At 55.9% G+C, this 15,399-nt stretch carries 15 protein-coding genes and 1 other annotated feature; all 15 genes read left to right on the plus strand.

Annotation, left to right across the window (positions count from 1 at the left end; genetic code table 11):
- Positions 1-522: an NYN domain-containing protein gene (locus tag AC06G8_RS02840; protein ID WP_447665206.1), complete on the plus strand. Its 522-nt coding sequence runs from the start codon at positions 1-3 to the stop codon at positions 520-522.
- A 299-nt stretch (positions 523-821) separates the two neighbouring features.
- Positions 822-1,472, plus strand: coding sequence for an RNA polymerase sporulation sigma factor SigH (sigH, locus tag AC06G8_RS02845; RefSeq protein WP_447665207.1), 651 nt, complete (start codon positions 822-824; stop codon positions 1,470-1,472).
- A 378-nt stretch (positions 1,473-1,850) separates the two neighbouring features.
- The gene (gene rpmG / locus AC06G8_RS02850) at positions 1,851-2,000 is read left to right on the plus strand and encodes a 50S ribosomal protein L33 (RefSeq protein ID WP_089525796.1); all 150 of its coding nucleotides are present in this window, start codon (positions 1,851-1,853) and stop codon (positions 1,998-2,000) included.
- Between the two features lie 17 nt (positions 2,001-2,017).
- Positions 2,018-2,227, plus strand: coding sequence for a preprotein translocase subunit SecE (gene secE, locus AC06G8_RS02855; RefSeq protein ID WP_447665208.1), 210 nt, complete (start codon positions 2,018-2,020; stop codon positions 2,225-2,227).
- A 24-nt stretch (positions 2,228-2,251) separates the two neighbouring features.
- Positions 2,252-2,785: a transcription termination/antitermination protein NusG gene (gene nusG, locus AC06G8_RS02860; protein WP_048743635.1), complete on the plus strand. Its 534-nt coding sequence runs from the start codon at positions 2,252-2,254 to the stop codon at positions 2,783-2,785.
- A 90-nt stretch (positions 2,786-2,875) separates the two neighbouring features.
- Positions 2,876-3,301 (plus strand): 50S ribosomal protein L11, encoded by a 426-nt coding sequence (gene rplK / locus AC06G8_RS02865; protein ID WP_021878535.1) that lies wholly within the window; start codon positions 2,876-2,878, stop codon positions 3,299-3,301.
- A 112-nt stretch (positions 3,302-3,413) separates the two neighbouring features.
- The gene (rplA, locus tag AC06G8_RS02870; RefSeq protein WP_048743631.1) at positions 3,414-4,106 is read left to right on the plus strand and encodes a 50S ribosomal protein L1; all 693 of its coding nucleotides are present in this window, start codon (positions 3,414-3,416) and stop codon (positions 4,104-4,106) included.
- Positions 4,107-4,119: 13 nt separating this feature from the next.
- Positions 4,120-4,255, plus strand: a sequence feature (ribosomal protein L10 leader region).
- A gap of 63 nt (positions 4,256-4,318) precedes the next feature.
- Positions 4,319-4,822 carry a 50S ribosomal protein L10 gene (gene rplJ, locus AC06G8_RS02875; protein WP_076360215.1) on the plus strand — a complete coding sequence of 168 codons (504 nt, stop codon included), beginning with the start codon at positions 4,319-4,321 and terminating at the stop codon, positions 4,820-4,822.
- Between the two features lie 120 nt (positions 4,823-4,942).
- Positions 4,943-5,305: a 50S ribosomal protein L7/L12 gene (gene rplL, locus AC06G8_RS02880; RefSeq protein WP_447665209.1), complete on the plus strand. Its 363-nt coding sequence runs from the start codon at positions 4,943-4,945 to the stop codon at positions 5,303-5,305.
- 90 nt (positions 5,306-5,395) lie between these two features.
- Positions 5,396-6,004 carry a class I SAM-dependent methyltransferase gene (locus AC06G8_RS02885; protein ID WP_447665210.1) on the plus strand — a complete coding sequence of 203 codons (609 nt, stop codon included), beginning with the start codon at positions 5,396-5,398 and terminating at the stop codon, positions 6,002-6,004.
- A gap of 641 nt (positions 6,005-6,645) precedes the next feature.
- Positions 6,646-10,191 (plus strand): DNA-directed RNA polymerase subunit beta, encoded by a 3,546-nt coding sequence (gene rpoB / locus AC06G8_RS02890; protein WP_447665211.1) that lies wholly within the window; start codon positions 6,646-6,648, stop codon positions 10,189-10,191.
- Positions 10,192-10,226: 35 nt separating this feature from the next.
- A complete protein-coding gene (gene rpoC, locus AC06G8_RS02895; protein ID WP_447665212.1) occupies positions 10,227-13,856 on the plus strand; it encodes a DNA-directed RNA polymerase subunit beta' in 3,630 nt (1,209 codons plus the stop codon).
- Positions 13,857-14,058: 202 nt separating this feature from the next.
- Positions 14,059-14,289: a ribosomal L7Ae/L30e/S12e/Gadd45 family protein gene (locus AC06G8_RS02900; RefSeq protein WP_048743622.1), complete on the plus strand. Its 231-nt coding sequence runs from the start codon at positions 14,059-14,061 to the stop codon at positions 14,287-14,289.
- A 160-nt stretch (positions 14,290-14,449) separates the two neighbouring features.
- A complete protein-coding gene (gene rpsL / locus AC06G8_RS02905; RefSeq protein ID WP_048743621.1) occupies positions 14,450-14,869 on the plus strand; it encodes a 30S ribosomal protein S12 in 420 nt (139 codons plus the stop codon).
- A 53-nt stretch (positions 14,870-14,922) separates the two neighbouring features.
- The gene (rpsG, locus tag AC06G8_RS02910) at positions 14,923-15,393 is read left to right on the plus strand and encodes a 30S ribosomal protein S7 (RefSeq protein ID WP_447665214.1); all 471 of its coding nucleotides are present in this window, start codon (positions 14,923-14,925) and stop codon (positions 15,391-15,393) included.
- Positions 15,394-15,399: the final 6 nt, after the last annotated feature.

Below are 15,399 nucleotides of genomic sequence, written 5' to 3' on the forward strand. Positions count from 1 at the left end.
GTGTCCCGCCAGTCGGATGTCCTGCTGGTCGACGGCTACAACATCATCGGCGCCTGGCCGGAGCTGGAACGCTTGAAGGAAAGCAATCTGGAGGAAGCAAGGGACCGGCTGCTCGACCTGCTGGCTGATTATCAAGGCTATACGGGGCATCAGGTGTACGTCGTATTCGATGCGCATCAGGTTCCCGGCAGCCGCTCGGCCTACAAGCAGCACAAGCTGACGGTCGTATTCACGAAAGAAAAAGAAACGGCGGACGAGTGCATCGAGCGTCTGGTCACCGAGCTCAAAAAGCGAAGCCGCCATATCTATGTGGCGACCTCGGACTCCGTCGAGCAGCATGTCGCGTTCGGCAAAGGCGCCTTGCGGATCTCGGCCCGGGAGCTGGAGCTCGAGCTGCAGCAGAACCGCCGCGAGATCGACAAGACCCTGCGGTCCGACAACGCCAAATCCCGCAATACGATCGATGCCAAGCTGTCGCTGGAAATGAGGACGATGCTGGAAAGGATGAGACGGGGGCAATGAAACGGGCGAAAGCGGCGATTGCGGAGATATGCGTGTGAGCTTATCTGCCTCCGCAAAAGCAGTTTCAAACCATCTGTTTACAATTTTTCAAGATCCTATCGTTTATAGAACGCTCGTTTGCGTTGACGATGCCAAGAGTGGTCTTGTATACTGTCCTTATTATTTCTGGCAAAATTGTCCGCTTTTCCGCCCTTGTCGCCGCCTGGTTTTCCAGACCGGACGATAGCGGAAGGAGAGCTTTCCTGACTTAAGAAAAATAGACCTTGCAGTGCACGCTTTGCAGGCCGGAGGGATAGTTGGTGAGCATCGACCTCAGAGAATGGAGTACGCACGATTATGACTGCCGAACGGATGAAGACGTTGTCGAGGCGGTGCGGACGGGCGAGAGCGAAGCGCTGGAGTATCTGATCAACAAATACCGGAATTTCGTTCGGGCCAAGGCCCGCTCTTATTTCCTCATCGGCGCGGACCGGGAAGACATCGTGCAAGAAGGCATGATCGGGCTCTACAAGTCCATCCGCGACTTCAAGGGAGACAAGCTGGCTTCCTTCAAAGCTTTCGCGGAGCTGTGCATCACCCGCCAAATCATAACCGCAATCAAGACGGCGACCCGGCAGAAGCATATTCCGCTGAACTCCTACGTTTCGCTGGACAAGCCGATTTATGATGAAGATTCCGACCGCACGCTGCTGGATGTCATCTGCGGCACCCGCGTCAGCGATCCGGAAGAGCTCATCATCAATCGGGAGGAGTTCGACGGCCTCGAAGACAAGATGTCCGAGATTCTGAGCGATCTGGAGCGGAAAGTTCTGATGCTGTACCTGGATGGCCGCTCCTACCAGGAGATCGCCGTGGATCTTGACCGGCACGTCAAGTCGATCGACAACGCCCTTCAGCGAGTGAAACGCAAGCTGGAGAAGTACCTCGAGCTGCGGGACGTCAGCTGCTAGGCTGCCGCCCTGTCCCGAACCTGCCTGCTTTTATCCAAGACCCGGACGACGGGTCTTTTTCTTTTGCGCGCCGCCCGGCTGCCGATGGACGGCCGTTTAGAAGTCTATCAAAACGGCTATACTTGGAAACAGCGATGAAAGCTGCGCGCCGTCCCCCGGTCCCGATGCCGGCAAGGGCTGCCCGCTGCCTGCCTCTCCAGCCTTCCCGCCGCTCTGCGCGCGGCTTCCGGGCCGCCGGACGCCTTCCATTTTGCATTGACATGCAAGAATCCGTTATGATAAGGTACTTAGAGTGACTCGGATCAGGCCTGAGGCCCTCTCGGGTCCTATCGCACGTTGTTTGACGAAGCGCACTCTTAAGATCGGGAGGTGACCTAAATGCGGGTTATTATCACGCTTGCATGCACGAACTGCAAGCAAAGAAACTACACGAACACCAAGAACAAGCGCAATCACCCCGACCGCATGGAAATGAGGAAGTTCTGCAAGTACTGCAACGAGCATACTCCTCACCGCGAGACGAGATAGTCAGGAGGTGGGTTCAGGTGACTTTTATCGCAAAGCTGAAGCAAAACTTCGGATCGACGTTTGGTTTTTTCACAGACAGTTGGGCTGAGCTGAAGAAAGTTCGCTGGCCAAACCGTAAAGAGTTGACAAGCTATACGATCGTCGTACTCGTCACGATCGTGTTTGTGACGATTTACTTTTGGCTTCTTGACATCGGGATCTCATCTCTGGTTGAACTGATCGTTTAAGAAGGGTCCAAAGGTGGATTGTTAATGGAAAAAAGATGGTATGTGGTTCATACTTACTCGGGCTATGAGAACAAGGTGAAAGCCAACCTCGAGCGCCGCGTCGAATCGATGGGCATGGAAGACAAGATCTTCCGCGTGCTGGTTCCGATGGAAGAAGAAATCGTGAACAAGGACGGGAAGAAGAAGACCGTCATGCGCAAAGTCTATCCGGGATACGTCCTGGTGGAAATGATTCAGACCGACGATTCCTGGTATGTTGTTCGCAATACGCCTGGCGTAACGGGATTCGTGGGCTCCACAGGTTCCGGCTCCAAGCCGACGGCACTGCTTCCGGAGGAAGTGGACGCCATTCTCAACCATATGGGAATGTCCGAGCCTAAGCCGAAGATGGAATTCGAGCTGAAAGAAACCGTTCGCGTTACAGTAGGTCCGTTTGCTAACTTTGTCGGCGTCATTGAAGAAATTCAAATGGACAAGAGCAAGCTGAAAGTCCATGTCAACATGTTTGGTCGTGAAACCCCGGTTGAACTTGACTACACGCAGGTCGAGAAGGTATAATGAACCGGTTTCCGGCCTCCGGATTCATCCGGATGGCGGCATGAGCATTTCATGTCAGGCAACTGACTTCGATCGCAGGAGGTGTAACACATGGCAAAGAAAGTCATCAAACTCGTCAAGCTGCAAGTACCGGCAGGCAAAGCCAACCCGGCTCCGCCAATCGGTCCTGCACTCGGTCAAGCAGGCGTCAACATCATGGCGTTCTGTAAAGAGTTCAACGCGCGTACGGCTGATCAAGCCGGCCTGATCATTCCGGTCGTCATCACCGTATTCGAAGACCGCTCCTTCACGTTCGAGACGAAAACTCCTCCAGCAGCCGTACTGCTCCGCGTAGCAGCAGGCATCGAGAAGGGTTCCGGCGAACCGAACAAGAAGAAGGTCGCTACGGTCAACCGTTCCAAGGTCCGTGAGATCGCAGAACAAAAAATGCAGGATCTGAACGCTGCATCCGTAGAAGCTGCAATGCGTATGGTCGAAGGTACTGCCCGCAGCATGGGCGTAACGATCGTCGACTAATCCAGGACGCGCCTCGCGGCGCGGCGTCACAGCGAGACCGCTAGGTTTCGCAGTGGGAGGGACGGCTGTACGTCAGGCGTTCCGCTACACACCACATAAGGAGGAACTCTTCATGGCAAAGCATGGCAAGAAATACGTTGAAGCCGCTAAGCTGATCGACAGCGAAGCGACTTACGAGCCGTCTGAAGCAATCGAGCTCGTGAAAAAAGCAGCAACCGCCAAATTCGACGAATCCGTCGAAGTGGCTGTCCGCCTGGGCGTTGACCCGCGGAAACAAGACCAAGCCGTTCGCGGTGTCGTTGTACTCCCGCACGGTACGGGCAAAACAAAGCGCGTCCTCGTTTTCGCTAAAGGCGACAAAGCGAAGGAAGCCGAAGCTGCAGGCGCTGACTTCGTCGGCGATGCGGACATGATCAACAAAATCCAACAAGGCTGGTTCGAATTCGATGTCTGCGTGGCTACGCCTGACATGATGGCTGAAGTCGGCAAGCTCGGACGTATCCTCGGCGGTAAAGGCCTCATGCCTAACCCTAAAGCCGGCACGGTAACGTTCGACGTGACGAAGGCTGTTCAGGAGATCAAAGCCGGTAAGATCGAATACCGTCTTGACCGTGCAGGTCAAATCCATGCACCGATCGGCAAAGTGTCGTTCGACGCCGAGAAGCTGGCTGAGAACCTCAAATCGCTGATCGACGCTCTGAACCGTGCCAAACCGGCATCGGCCAAAGGGATTTACCTGAAAAACATCGCTGTATCTTCCACGATGGGACCTGGCGCTCGCGTCAACGTTTCCACGTTCCGCTAAGAGCTGCGATTCTAACTTCAGAACACGCATACCTAAGACAGTAGGTGCCTTCGGGCTTAATCCCCTACCGAGGTGTTATGATATACGTTTCCCGTAAACGGACAATCATGGCCTTCGCTGTCTTGGCGGAGGCCTTTATTCATGCACCGGCAGGTTGAAGGTAAACCGTTCTAAAGGATGCAACGGATATCCACATCGGGAGGTGTAAACAAATGGCAAACGTAAAAGTTATCGAATCCAAGCAGCAGCAGGTGGAAGAAATCGCCGCCAAGCTGAAAGCAAGCACGACGACGGTTGTAGCTGACTACCGCGGACTGAACGTGGCTCAAGTAACGGAACTGCGCAGGCAGCTTCGCGAAGCAGGCATCGAATTCCAGGTTCTCAAAAACTCCCTCGTGCGCCGCGCGTCCGAATCCGCCGAGCTCTCCGCTCTGACGGAAGTTCTCGCGGGTCCGACGGCTATCGCCTTCGGCGCGGACGACGTCGTAGCTCCTGCAAAAATCATCTCCGACTTCGCCAAGAAAAATGACGCCCTGAAAGTAAAAGGCGGCATCCTCGAAGGCCAAGTCGTAGACGCAGCCCAAATCAAGGCGCTGGCAGACCTGCCATCCCGCGACGGCCTGCTCTCCATGCTCCTCAGCGTCCTCCAGGCTCCTATGCGCAACTTCGCGCTGGCGGTCAAAGCCGTGGCGGAAAAGCAAGAAGCAGAAGCTTAAGAACGATTTTCCTCCGTCCGGCGGCCTTCCGGCTGCCGGCAGGAATTGCTTGATCCTTTCGCCGGCATAGCCGGCATCCCAGCACCACCAAAAAAACTTATACCCAATGGAGGTTCAACCATGAGCAACGAACAAATCTTGGAAGCCATTAAAGGCATGAACGTTCTGGAACTGAACGATCTCGTTAAAGCAATCGAAGAAGAATTCGGCGTAACGGCTGCTGCACCTACGGTTGTAGCTGCTGGCGGCGGCGCTGCTGAAGTTGAAGAGCAATCCGAATTCGACGTTATCCTTATGAGCGCTGGCGCTTCCAAAATCAACGTCATCAAAGTCGTTCGCGAGCTGACGGGTCTTGGCCTGAAAGAAGCGAAAGAAGTTGTCGACAACGCTCCAAAAGCAATCAAAGAAAAAGTAGCTAAAGAAGAAGCAGAAGCTATCAAAGCTAAGCTTGAAGAAGCAGGCGCAGCTGTAGAAGTGAAATAAGCTTTCTCTTAAAAGCTTGAGAACCCCTTGGAGCCTCGCGGTTCCAAGGGGTTCTCTCTATGAGGAGGCATATCCGGAAGGAGGGACATGATGTCGGACCACTACTATTCCCGTACGCCGGGAACGCAGCAGAACCGGCAGAAGCATGAGACGGAGCTGAGAGGCTTCAGGTTTCAGTTCATGACGGACAACGGAGTCTTTTCCAAAAGCGGAATCGACTACGGCAGCCGTTTCCTCATCGAGGAGATGGAGATCGGCGAGTATGACCGCGTGCTGGATGTCGGCTGCGGCTATGGACCAATCGGTCTGACGGCAGCGCGGCTGGCTCCGCAAGGACAGGTTGTCATGCTGGATATCAATGAGCGCGCCGTGGAGCTGGCCGGAGAGAATGCGAAGCTGAATGGAATCGCCAATGTGTCCATACAGCAGAGCGATCTGTTCGAGAAGGCCGGCGGCGAGCCGTTTGATGTGATCTTGACGAATCCGCCGATTCGGGCAGGCAAAGCGACTGTTCACCGAATCTTCGAGGAAGGGTACTCGTTGCTGAAGCCCGGCGGCAGCATGTGGGTGGTCATTCAAAAGAAGCAGGGGGCTCCTTCTGCCGAAGCCAAGCTTCAGCAGCTGTTCGGCCGCGTCAAGGAAGTCGGCAAGGATAAAGGGTTCCGGATATTTAAGGCTATCCGTTCCATCGAGAATTAGCCGGCTAGCCAGATACGGTGCAATACTTGCAATGAATGTCGCCTGCTGCAGCGGAGTAAACGGAATGATCCTGGAAAAGCGCAGCGGTCGCCTTTGTCGCCGGATTCGAACCTATTCATCCGTAATGGAAGGAATCTGGCGACAACAGCGATTGGAGGGACTATCCGTATGCGAAGCGTTGGAAGAACGGCGAATGGACATACAGGGCAAGCTTCCGTTTTTGACTAGAGACTAAATTCTCATTTTTGTTGACTCGCCTTTGTCGATGTGCTATTATTATGAAATGTCAGCATTAAAATAGGCGGAATCTCTTTAGTCCGCTAAAATGTCAAGAATTATTTATTTGATGCGCAATGCATACAAAATTGGTTTTTGACGTATAATGTTTAGATTTTGGGCAAAATTACATGATAGGAGACCATGTCTTCCCTATGGTTCGTCCATGCGGGGGAGGCCGAGGTTTCAGACCGGAAGTATGCTCTTTTTTCGAAACCACTTCGATAAGGGCTTTTCTTTATTTACCACCATGGGATTGAGGCTCAAACCGGCCGGCCCGAAGGTAACCGGCTGAGGTCTGGCTAGGTCATGTTTCATGAGTGCGCTTATCACGCTGAGAAGCAGACATGAGGGGTGAGGTTAAGTTGGCAGGACAACTTGTTCAGTATGGTCGACGCACGCGCAGGAGCTATAACCGGATTCACGAAGTGCTCGAAGTCCCGAACTTGATTGAAATCCAACAAAAGTCTTATGAGAAGTTTCTGGAGAGCGATCTCCTGGAGTTGTTCCAGGATATTTCTCCAATTCAGGACTTCACGGGGAATCTTTCGTTGGAATTCATCGATTATAGCCTGGGAGAGCCTAAGTATTCCGTCGACGAGTCGAAAGAGCGCGACGTTACGTATGCAGCGCCGCTTCGCGTTAAGGTAAGGCTCCTTAACAAGGAAACGGGCGAGGTTAAGGAACAGGAAGTGTTCATGGGCGATTTTCCGCTGATGACCGAGACCGGCACCTTCATCATCAATGGTGCGGAACGCGTTATCGTCAGCCAGTTGGTACGCTCCCCCAGCGTGTACTTCAGCACCAAGGTCGACAAAAACGGCAAGCGCACTTACACGGCCACTGTCATTCCTAACCGCGGTGCTTGGCTGGAACTGGAGACGGATGCCAAGGATATCATCTACGTGCGCATCGACCGTACCCGGAAGATTCCGGTAACGGTGCTTCTTCGCGCCCTTGGATTCGGCAGCGATGCCGAAATCTTGGACTTGCTCGGACAGGACGAGTATATCAAGAACACGCTGGACAAGGATAACACCGACTCCACGGAAAAAGCCCTGATCGAGATCTACGAGCGCCTGCGTCCAGGCGAGCCGCCTACGCTGGACAATGCGAAGAGCTTGCTCGTCGCGCGCTTCTTCGACCCTAAACGTTATGATCTGGCCAATGTCGGCCGTTACAAGATCAATAAAAAGCTCCACATTAAGAACCGACTGTTCAACCAGCGTCTGGCTGAAACCCTCGTGGACAACGAGACGGGCGAAATTCTGGCCGAAGCCGGCCAAATGATCGACCGCCGCCTGCTGGATGAGCTGCTTCCATTCCTGGAAAAACAGCTGAACAGCAACACGTACCACGTCGCCAACGGCGTTCTGGATGCGGATAGTATCCCACTGCAGACGGTGAGCGTATTCGCTCCCAACGAAGATGGCAAAATCATCAAGGTCATTTCCAATGACGTCATCGACAAATCGGTCAAACATATTACGCCGGCCGACATCATCTCGTCGATCAACTACTTCATCAATCTGCTGCACGGCGTAGGCAGCACGGACGATATCGACCATCTGGGCAACCGCCGCCTGCGTTCCGTCGGCGAGCTGCTGCAGAACCAGTTCCGGATCGGTCTCTCCCGCATGGAGCGCGTCGTCCGCGAGCGCATGTCGATTCAGGATGCCAACGCGATCACGCCGCAGGCGCTGATCAACATCCGTCCGGTCATCGCATCCATCAAGGAGTTTTTCGGCTCTTCCCAGCTGTCGCAGTTCATGGACCAGACGAACCCTCTGGCCGAGCTGACGCACAAACGCCGTCTGTCCGCACTCGGACCCGGCGGTCTGACCCGGGAACGCGCCGGCATGGAAGTCCGAGACGTCCATCACTCCCACTATGGGCGGATGTGTCCGATCGAGACGCCTGAGGGACCGAACATCGGTCTGATCAACTCCTTGTCCAGCTTCGCCCGCATCAACGAGTACGGCTTCATCGAAGCTCCGTACCGCTGGGTGGATCCGAAGACAGCTGTGGTCACGGAGCAGATCGCTTACCTGACCGCGGATGAGGAAGACAACTACGTCATCGCACAGGCAAACGCCCTCCTGACGGAAGACAGCAAGTTCGTCGACGATCAGGTCGTCGTCCGCTACAACAAGCAGGCCGACAACATCCTGACGATGCCGACCGAGCGCGTCGACTACATGGACGTATCGCCGAAGCAGGTCGTATCCGTCGCGACGGCTCTGATTCCGTTCCTCGAGAACGATGACTCCAACCGCGCGCTCATGGGGTCCAACATGCAGCGGCAAGCGGTGCCTCTGCTCATTCCGAAGGCGCCTCTTGTCGGCACCGGCATGGAGCACAAGTCCGCGAAGGATTCCGGCGTCTGCATCGTCGCCAAGCATGACGGCATCATCGAGCGCTCCTCGGCCAACGAGATTTGGCTGCGCCGCGTCGAGATGGTGGACGGCAAGCAGGTTACGGGCGATCTCGTGAAGCACAAGCTGCACAAGTTCATGCGCTCCAACCAAGGCACTTGCATCAACCAGCGTCCGCTGGCGCGCAAGGGCGACATCGTCAAGAAAGGCGATATCCTCGCCGACGGTCCTTCGACCGAGCAGGGCGAGCTGGCTCTGGGCCGCAACGTCGTCGTTGCCTTCATGACATGGGAAGGCTACAACTACGAGGATGCCATCCTGCTCAGCGAGAAGCTTGTGAAGGAAGACGTGTACACGTCCATCCACATTGAAGAATACGAGTCCGAAGCCCGCGACACGAAGCTCGGACCTGAAGAAATCACGCGCGACATCCCGAACGTCGGCGAAGAAGCGCTCAAGAACCTCGACGAGCGCGGCATCATCCGCGTCGGCGCCGAGATCAGCGCTGGGGACATCCTCGTCGGCAAAGTAACGCCTAAGGGCGTAACGGAGCTGACGGCTGAAGAGCGCCTGCTGCACGCCATCTTCGGCGAAAAAGCGCGCGAAGTCCGCGACACGAGCCTGCGCGTGCCTCACGGCACGGACGGCATCGTCGTCGACGTCAAAGTGTTCACCCGCGAGAACGGCGACGAGCTGCCTCCTGGCGTGAACCAGCTGGTCCGTGTCTACATCGCCCAGAAGCGTAAAATCTCCGAAGGCGACAAAATGGCCGGACGCCACGGCAACAAGGGCGTCATCGCCCGCATCCTGCCGGAAGAGGATATGCCTTTCCTGCCGGACGGAACGCCTGTAGAAGTCGTTCTGAACCCGCTGGGCGTACCTTCCCGGATGAACATCGGCCAGGTGCTCGAGGTCCATCTCGGCATGGCCTGCAAGCGTCTGGGCATCCACGCCGCTACGCCGGTATTCGACGGAGCGCGCGAGTACGACGTGTTCGACACGATGGAAGAATCGGGCATGCAGCGCAACGGCAAGACGGTTCTGTATGACGGACGCACGGGCGAGACGTTCGAGCGCGAAGTCACCGTCGGCGTCATGTACATGATCAAGCTGGCGCACATGGTCGACGACAAGATCCACGCCCGTTCCACGGGTCCATACTCGCTCGTAACGCAGCAGCCTCTCGGCGGCAAAGCCCAGTTCGGCGGCCAGCGCTTCGGCGAGATGGAAGTATGGGCGCTCGAGGCCTATGGCGCGGCTTACACCCTCCAGGAGATCCTGACGGTCAAATCCGACGACGTGGTCGGCCGGGTGAAGACGTATGAATCGATCGTGAAGGGCGAGAACGTGCCGGAGCCGGGCGTTCCGGAGTCGTTCAAGGTCTTGATCAAAGAGCTGCAGTCTCTCGGCATGGACGTCAAAATCCTGAACGAGGACGAAAACGAGATCGAAATGAGAGAAATCGACGACGAGGACGAAGGCGCCAGCGACAAGCTGAACCTCAACCTGGAAGGCGCCGAAGCTGGCGCGGAATAAGCCTAAGGCATACTTGAACTAAGGAGGGTTGCTCCTTGTTGGATGTGAACAACTTCGAGTACATGAAGATCGGCCTTGCATCGCCGGAGAAGATTCGCTCTTGGTCCCGCGGAGAAGTCAAGAAGCCGGAGACCATTAACTATAGGACGCTCAAGCCGGAGAAGGAAGGGCTCTTCTGCGAGAAGATCTTTGGCCCGACCAAGGATTGGGAATGCCACTGCGGCAAGTACAAGCGCGTCCGCTACAAAGGCGTCGTCTGCGACCGCTGCGGCGTTGAAGTCACCCGTGCCAAAGTGCGCCGCGAGCGCATGGGACACATCGAGCTTGCCGCTCCTGTCTCCCATATCTGGTACTTCAAAGGAATTCCTAGCCGGATGGGGCTGGCTCTCGACATGTCGCCCCGTTCGCTCGAGGAAATCATCTACTTTGCAAGCTATGTCGTGACGGATCCGGGCGAAACCCCGCTGGAGAAAAAGCAGCTTCTGTCCGAGAAGGAATACCGCAGCTACCGCGAGAAATACGGCTACGGATTCCAAGCCGGCATGGGCGCTGAAGCCGTCAAGAAGCTGCTTCAGGACATCGACGTCGAGCGTGAGCTGGATCAGCTCAAGGAAGAGCTGCGCACGGCCCAAGGCCAGCGCCGCAACCGCGCCATCAAGCGTCTCGAAGTCATCGAGGCGTTCCGCCATTCCGGCAACAAGCCGGATTGGATGATCCTCGACGTGCTCCCGGTCATTCCGCCGGAGCTTCGCCCGATGGTTCAGCTGGACGGCGGACGCTTTGCGACTTCCGACCTCAACGACCTGTACCGCCGCGTCATCAACCGCAACAACCGTCTGAAGCGCCTGCTTGATCTCGGCGCTCCCGACATCATCGTGCAGAATGAGAAGCGCATGCTGCAGGAAGCCGTCGATGCCCTCATCGACAACGGCCGCCGCGGCCGTCCTGTTACGGGTCCCGGCAACCGTCCCCTGAAATCCCTCAGCCATATGCTGAAGGGCAAGCAGGGCCGCTTCCGCCAGAACCTTCTCGGCAAGCGCGTCGACTACTCCGGCCGTTCCGTTATCGTTGTCGGACCGAGCCTGAAGATGTACCAATGCGGCCTTCCGAAGGAAATGGCGCTGGAGCTCTTCAAGCCGTTCGTCATGAAGGAACTGGTCAACAAAGGGCTCGCCCACAACATCAAGAGCGCCAAGCGCAAAGTCGAGCGCGTCAGCGCCGAAGTGTGGGACGTTCTTGAAGAAGTCATCAAGGAGCATCCGGTTCTCTTGAACCGTGCCCCTACGCTTCACAGACTCGGAATCCAGGCTTTCGAGCCGATCCTTGTCGAAGGACGCGCCATCAAGCTTCACCCGCTCGTATGTACGGCTTACAACGCCGACTTCGACGGCGACCAGATGGCCGTTCACGTTCCGCTGTCCGCGGAAGCGCAGGCGGAAGCCCGCCTTCTGATGCTGGCGGCAGGCAACATCCTCAACCCTAAGGACGGCAAGCCGGTCGTAACTCCGTCCCAGGATATGGTCCTCGGCTCCTTCTATCTGACGATGGACAACAAGGAAGCCCAAGGATCCGGCTCTGTCTTCGGCTCCGTCAACGAAGCCGTTTCCGCTTATCAGCGGGGCATCGTGTCGCTGCATGCGCGCATCTTCATTCCGGCGAAGGTCCTCAAGAAGGATGCCTTCACGGATCAGCAGAACAGCTCGCTCATCTCGACGACGGTCGGCAAAGTCATCTTCAACGAGATCTTCCCGAGCTCGTTCCCTTACATCAACGAGGCTACCAAGACCAACTTGATGGACGGAACGCCGGATAAATATTTCGTGTACGAAAAAGGCGCGGACCTGAACTCCTTCCTGGACAACGTGCCGCAAATGGGCGCTGTCGGCAAGGAATACCTCGGTCTTCTGATCGCGGAATGCTTCCGCCAGTACCACACGACCAAGACGTCGGTCATCCTTGACAAGATCAAGGAGCTAGGATTTACGTACTCGACCCGCGCGGGCATCACGGTAGCCGTCTCCGACGTCATCGTGCCGCCGGAGAAGGAAGAAATCCTGAAGCAATCCGACGAGAAGGTCAAAGTCGTGACGAACCAATACCGTCGCGGCCTGATCACCAACGAAGAGCGTTATGACCGCGTCATCGAGATCTGGAGCAAGACAAAAGACCAGATTACCGAAATCCTCATGAAATCGATGGACCGCTATAACTCCATCATGCTCATGGTGGACTCCAAGGCGCGGGGTAACAAATCGCAGATCACCCAGCTGGGCGGCATGCGTGGTCTGATGGCCAACCCATCCGGCCGCATCATCGAGCTCCCGATCAAGTCGAACTTCCGTGAAGGCCTGACGGTACTCGAGTACTACATCTCGACTCACGGCGCGCGTAAAGGTCTTGCCGATACCGCCCTCCGTACAGCCGACTCGGGTTACCTGACCCGCCGTCTCGTCGACGTCGCCCAGGACGTTATCGTCCGCGAGGACGATTGCGGCACGGACAAAGGCATCACGGTCGCCAAGATTCAGGACGGCAAGGAAGTCATCGAGGATCTGTACGACCGTATCGAGGGCCGCTATTCCTTCGAGACGATCCGTCATCCGCAGACGGGAGAAGTCATCGTTGCCCGCAACGATCTCATCGACGCCGAGAAGGCCGATGCGATCGTCGATGCAGGCGTAGAGAAGCTTCAGATCCGTTCCGTACTGAGCTGCCGCGCCCGTCACGGCGTCTGCAAGATCTGCTACGGCCGCAACCTGGCGACAGGCAAGCATGTAGAGATCGGCGAAGCCGTAGGCATCATCGCGGCTCAATCGATCGGCGAGCCGGGAACCCAGCTCACCATGCGTACCTTCCATACCGGCGGCGTTGCCGGCGACGACATCACGCAAGGTCTGCCGCGTATCCAGGAGCTCTTCGAGGCGCGTAATCCTAAAGGCCAAGCGATCATCAGCGAACTGGACGGCGTCGTGAAGAGCATTCGCGAAACGAAGGACCGCCGCGAGATCGAAGTTCAAGGCGAAGCCGAATCCAAAGTGTATCCGGTCAGCTACGGTTCCCGGATCCGCGTCATCGAAGGCCAGCATCTGGAAGCCGGCGACGAGCTGACAGACGGCTCCATCGATCCGAAGGAAATGCTGCGCATCAAAGGCATCCGCGGGGTACAGAACTACATCCTGCAGGAAGTTCAGCGCGTATACCGGAACCAGGGCGTAGAAATCAACGACAAGCACGTCGAAGTCATGATCAAGCAGATGCTTCGCAAAATCCGCATCGTCGATGCCGGCGACACGAAGCTTCTGCCTGGCGCGTTTGTCGATGTGCATGAATACGAAGCAGCCAACCGCGAAGTGCTTCTGTCCGGCCGCGAGCCGGCAGTCGCCAAGCCGGTACTGCTCGGCATCACCAAGGCTTCCCTGGAGACGGATTCGTTCCTTTCCGCGGCATCCTTCCAAGAAACGACCCGCGTCCTGACCGACGCTGCCATCAAAGGCAAGGTCGACCAGCTGCTCGGCCTCAAGGAGAACGTCATCATCGGCAAGCTGATCCCTGCCGGTACGGGCATGAACCGTTACCGCAGCATCCGCTTCGTCGGCCAAGAGGACGAACTCGAGACCGCAGTTGCGGAAGCCGAGCTCAGCGAGACGGTTCCGGTCGAATCCTAATTCGACGGAGCCTTGCAACACCGCTCAACATCAGCAGCTGCCCGGCCTTCGGGCGGCTGCTCTTTTATGGGCGTGCTTTTGAAACCGGAATATCTTTTGATCAAATGGACATGCCCATCTTGACATGGGGATAAGTCTAGTGCTACTATATCGAAGTGTGCCTGTGAGTGGATTTCTGTGCTTAAGCAAGGATGGTGAATCCATGGCTTACAAGATTGGCACGAAGCAGACGACCAAGACCGTTGAATCAGGCAAGGCGATTCACGTCTATGTAGCCAGAGACGCTGATGACAGGCTGACCGGCGCTATCGTCGAGTTATGCGGAAGAATGAGCGTGCCAGTGACTTGGACGGAGACGATGACCGATCTCGGAGAGCAATGCGGGATTGACGTCGGAGCCGCGATGGCAGCAATGGTTGGAGATGAAGAGTAGGAACGTTGTTTTTGCCGGTAAGGTTCGGATTTTTCCGCTCAATACGTCAGGCAAAAACTTTTGTTTGTCCAAAGATGAACCGCCTGGATCTGTGGGCTTAAATAATGAGCGTCAATCAGTTCAGCGTTTCATGAATTATGGGAAGGGGGTGGCAACCGACATGCCAACAATTAACCAACTGGTCCGCAAGGGCCGTCAAGCAAAAGTGGTCAAGTCCAAATCGCCAGCACTGCAACGGGGATTCAATGCCCTGAAGCGTGAGGCTACGGAAATCAGCGCTCCGCAAAAACGCGGTGTCTGCACTCGCGTAGGCACGATGACTCCGAAGAAGCCTAACTCCGCACTTCGCAAATACGCTCGTGTTCGTCTGACGAACCGCGTAGAGGTTACGGCTTACATTCCGGGTATCGGACACAACCTGCAAGAGCACAGCGTCGTTCTGATTCGCGGCGGACGTGTAAAAGACCTTCCGGGCGTACGTTACCATATCGTTCGCGGTGCATTGGATACGGCTGGCGTCAACAACCGTATGCAAGCTCGTTCCAAATATGGCGCGAAGCGTCCTAAAGTTAAAAAGTAATACTTTTATAAACTTCAACTTATTAGATACTGAGGGAAAGGGGGACTTGCTACATGCCACGTAAAGGTCCTGTAACAAAACGCGACGTACTGCCGGATCCTATGTACAACAGCAAGCTCGTTACGCGTCTCATCAACCGCATCATGATCGACGGCAAACGCGGTGTTGCTGCAACACTGCTGTACGATGCCTTCAAACTGATTCAAGAACGCTCCGGTAAAGATCCGATGGAAGTATTCGAAGCAGCCCTGAAGAACATCATGCCTGTACTGGAAGTTAAAGCCCGCCGTGTAGGCGGCGCCAACTACCAGGTGCCGATCGAAGTTAAACCTGAGCGCCGTACCGCGCTTGGTCTCCGTTGGCTCGTGAACTACTCGCGCAACCGCGGGGAGAAAACGATGGAAGAGCGTCTTGCAGCTGAAATTCTCGACGCTTCCAACAACACCGGCGCTTCCGTTAAAAAACGCGAAGACACGCACAAAATGGCGGAAGCCAACAAAGCATTCGCTCACTACCGCTGGTAGGATTCT

It is taken from the genome of Paenibacillus sp. SJS-P3 (assembly GCF_056711585.1).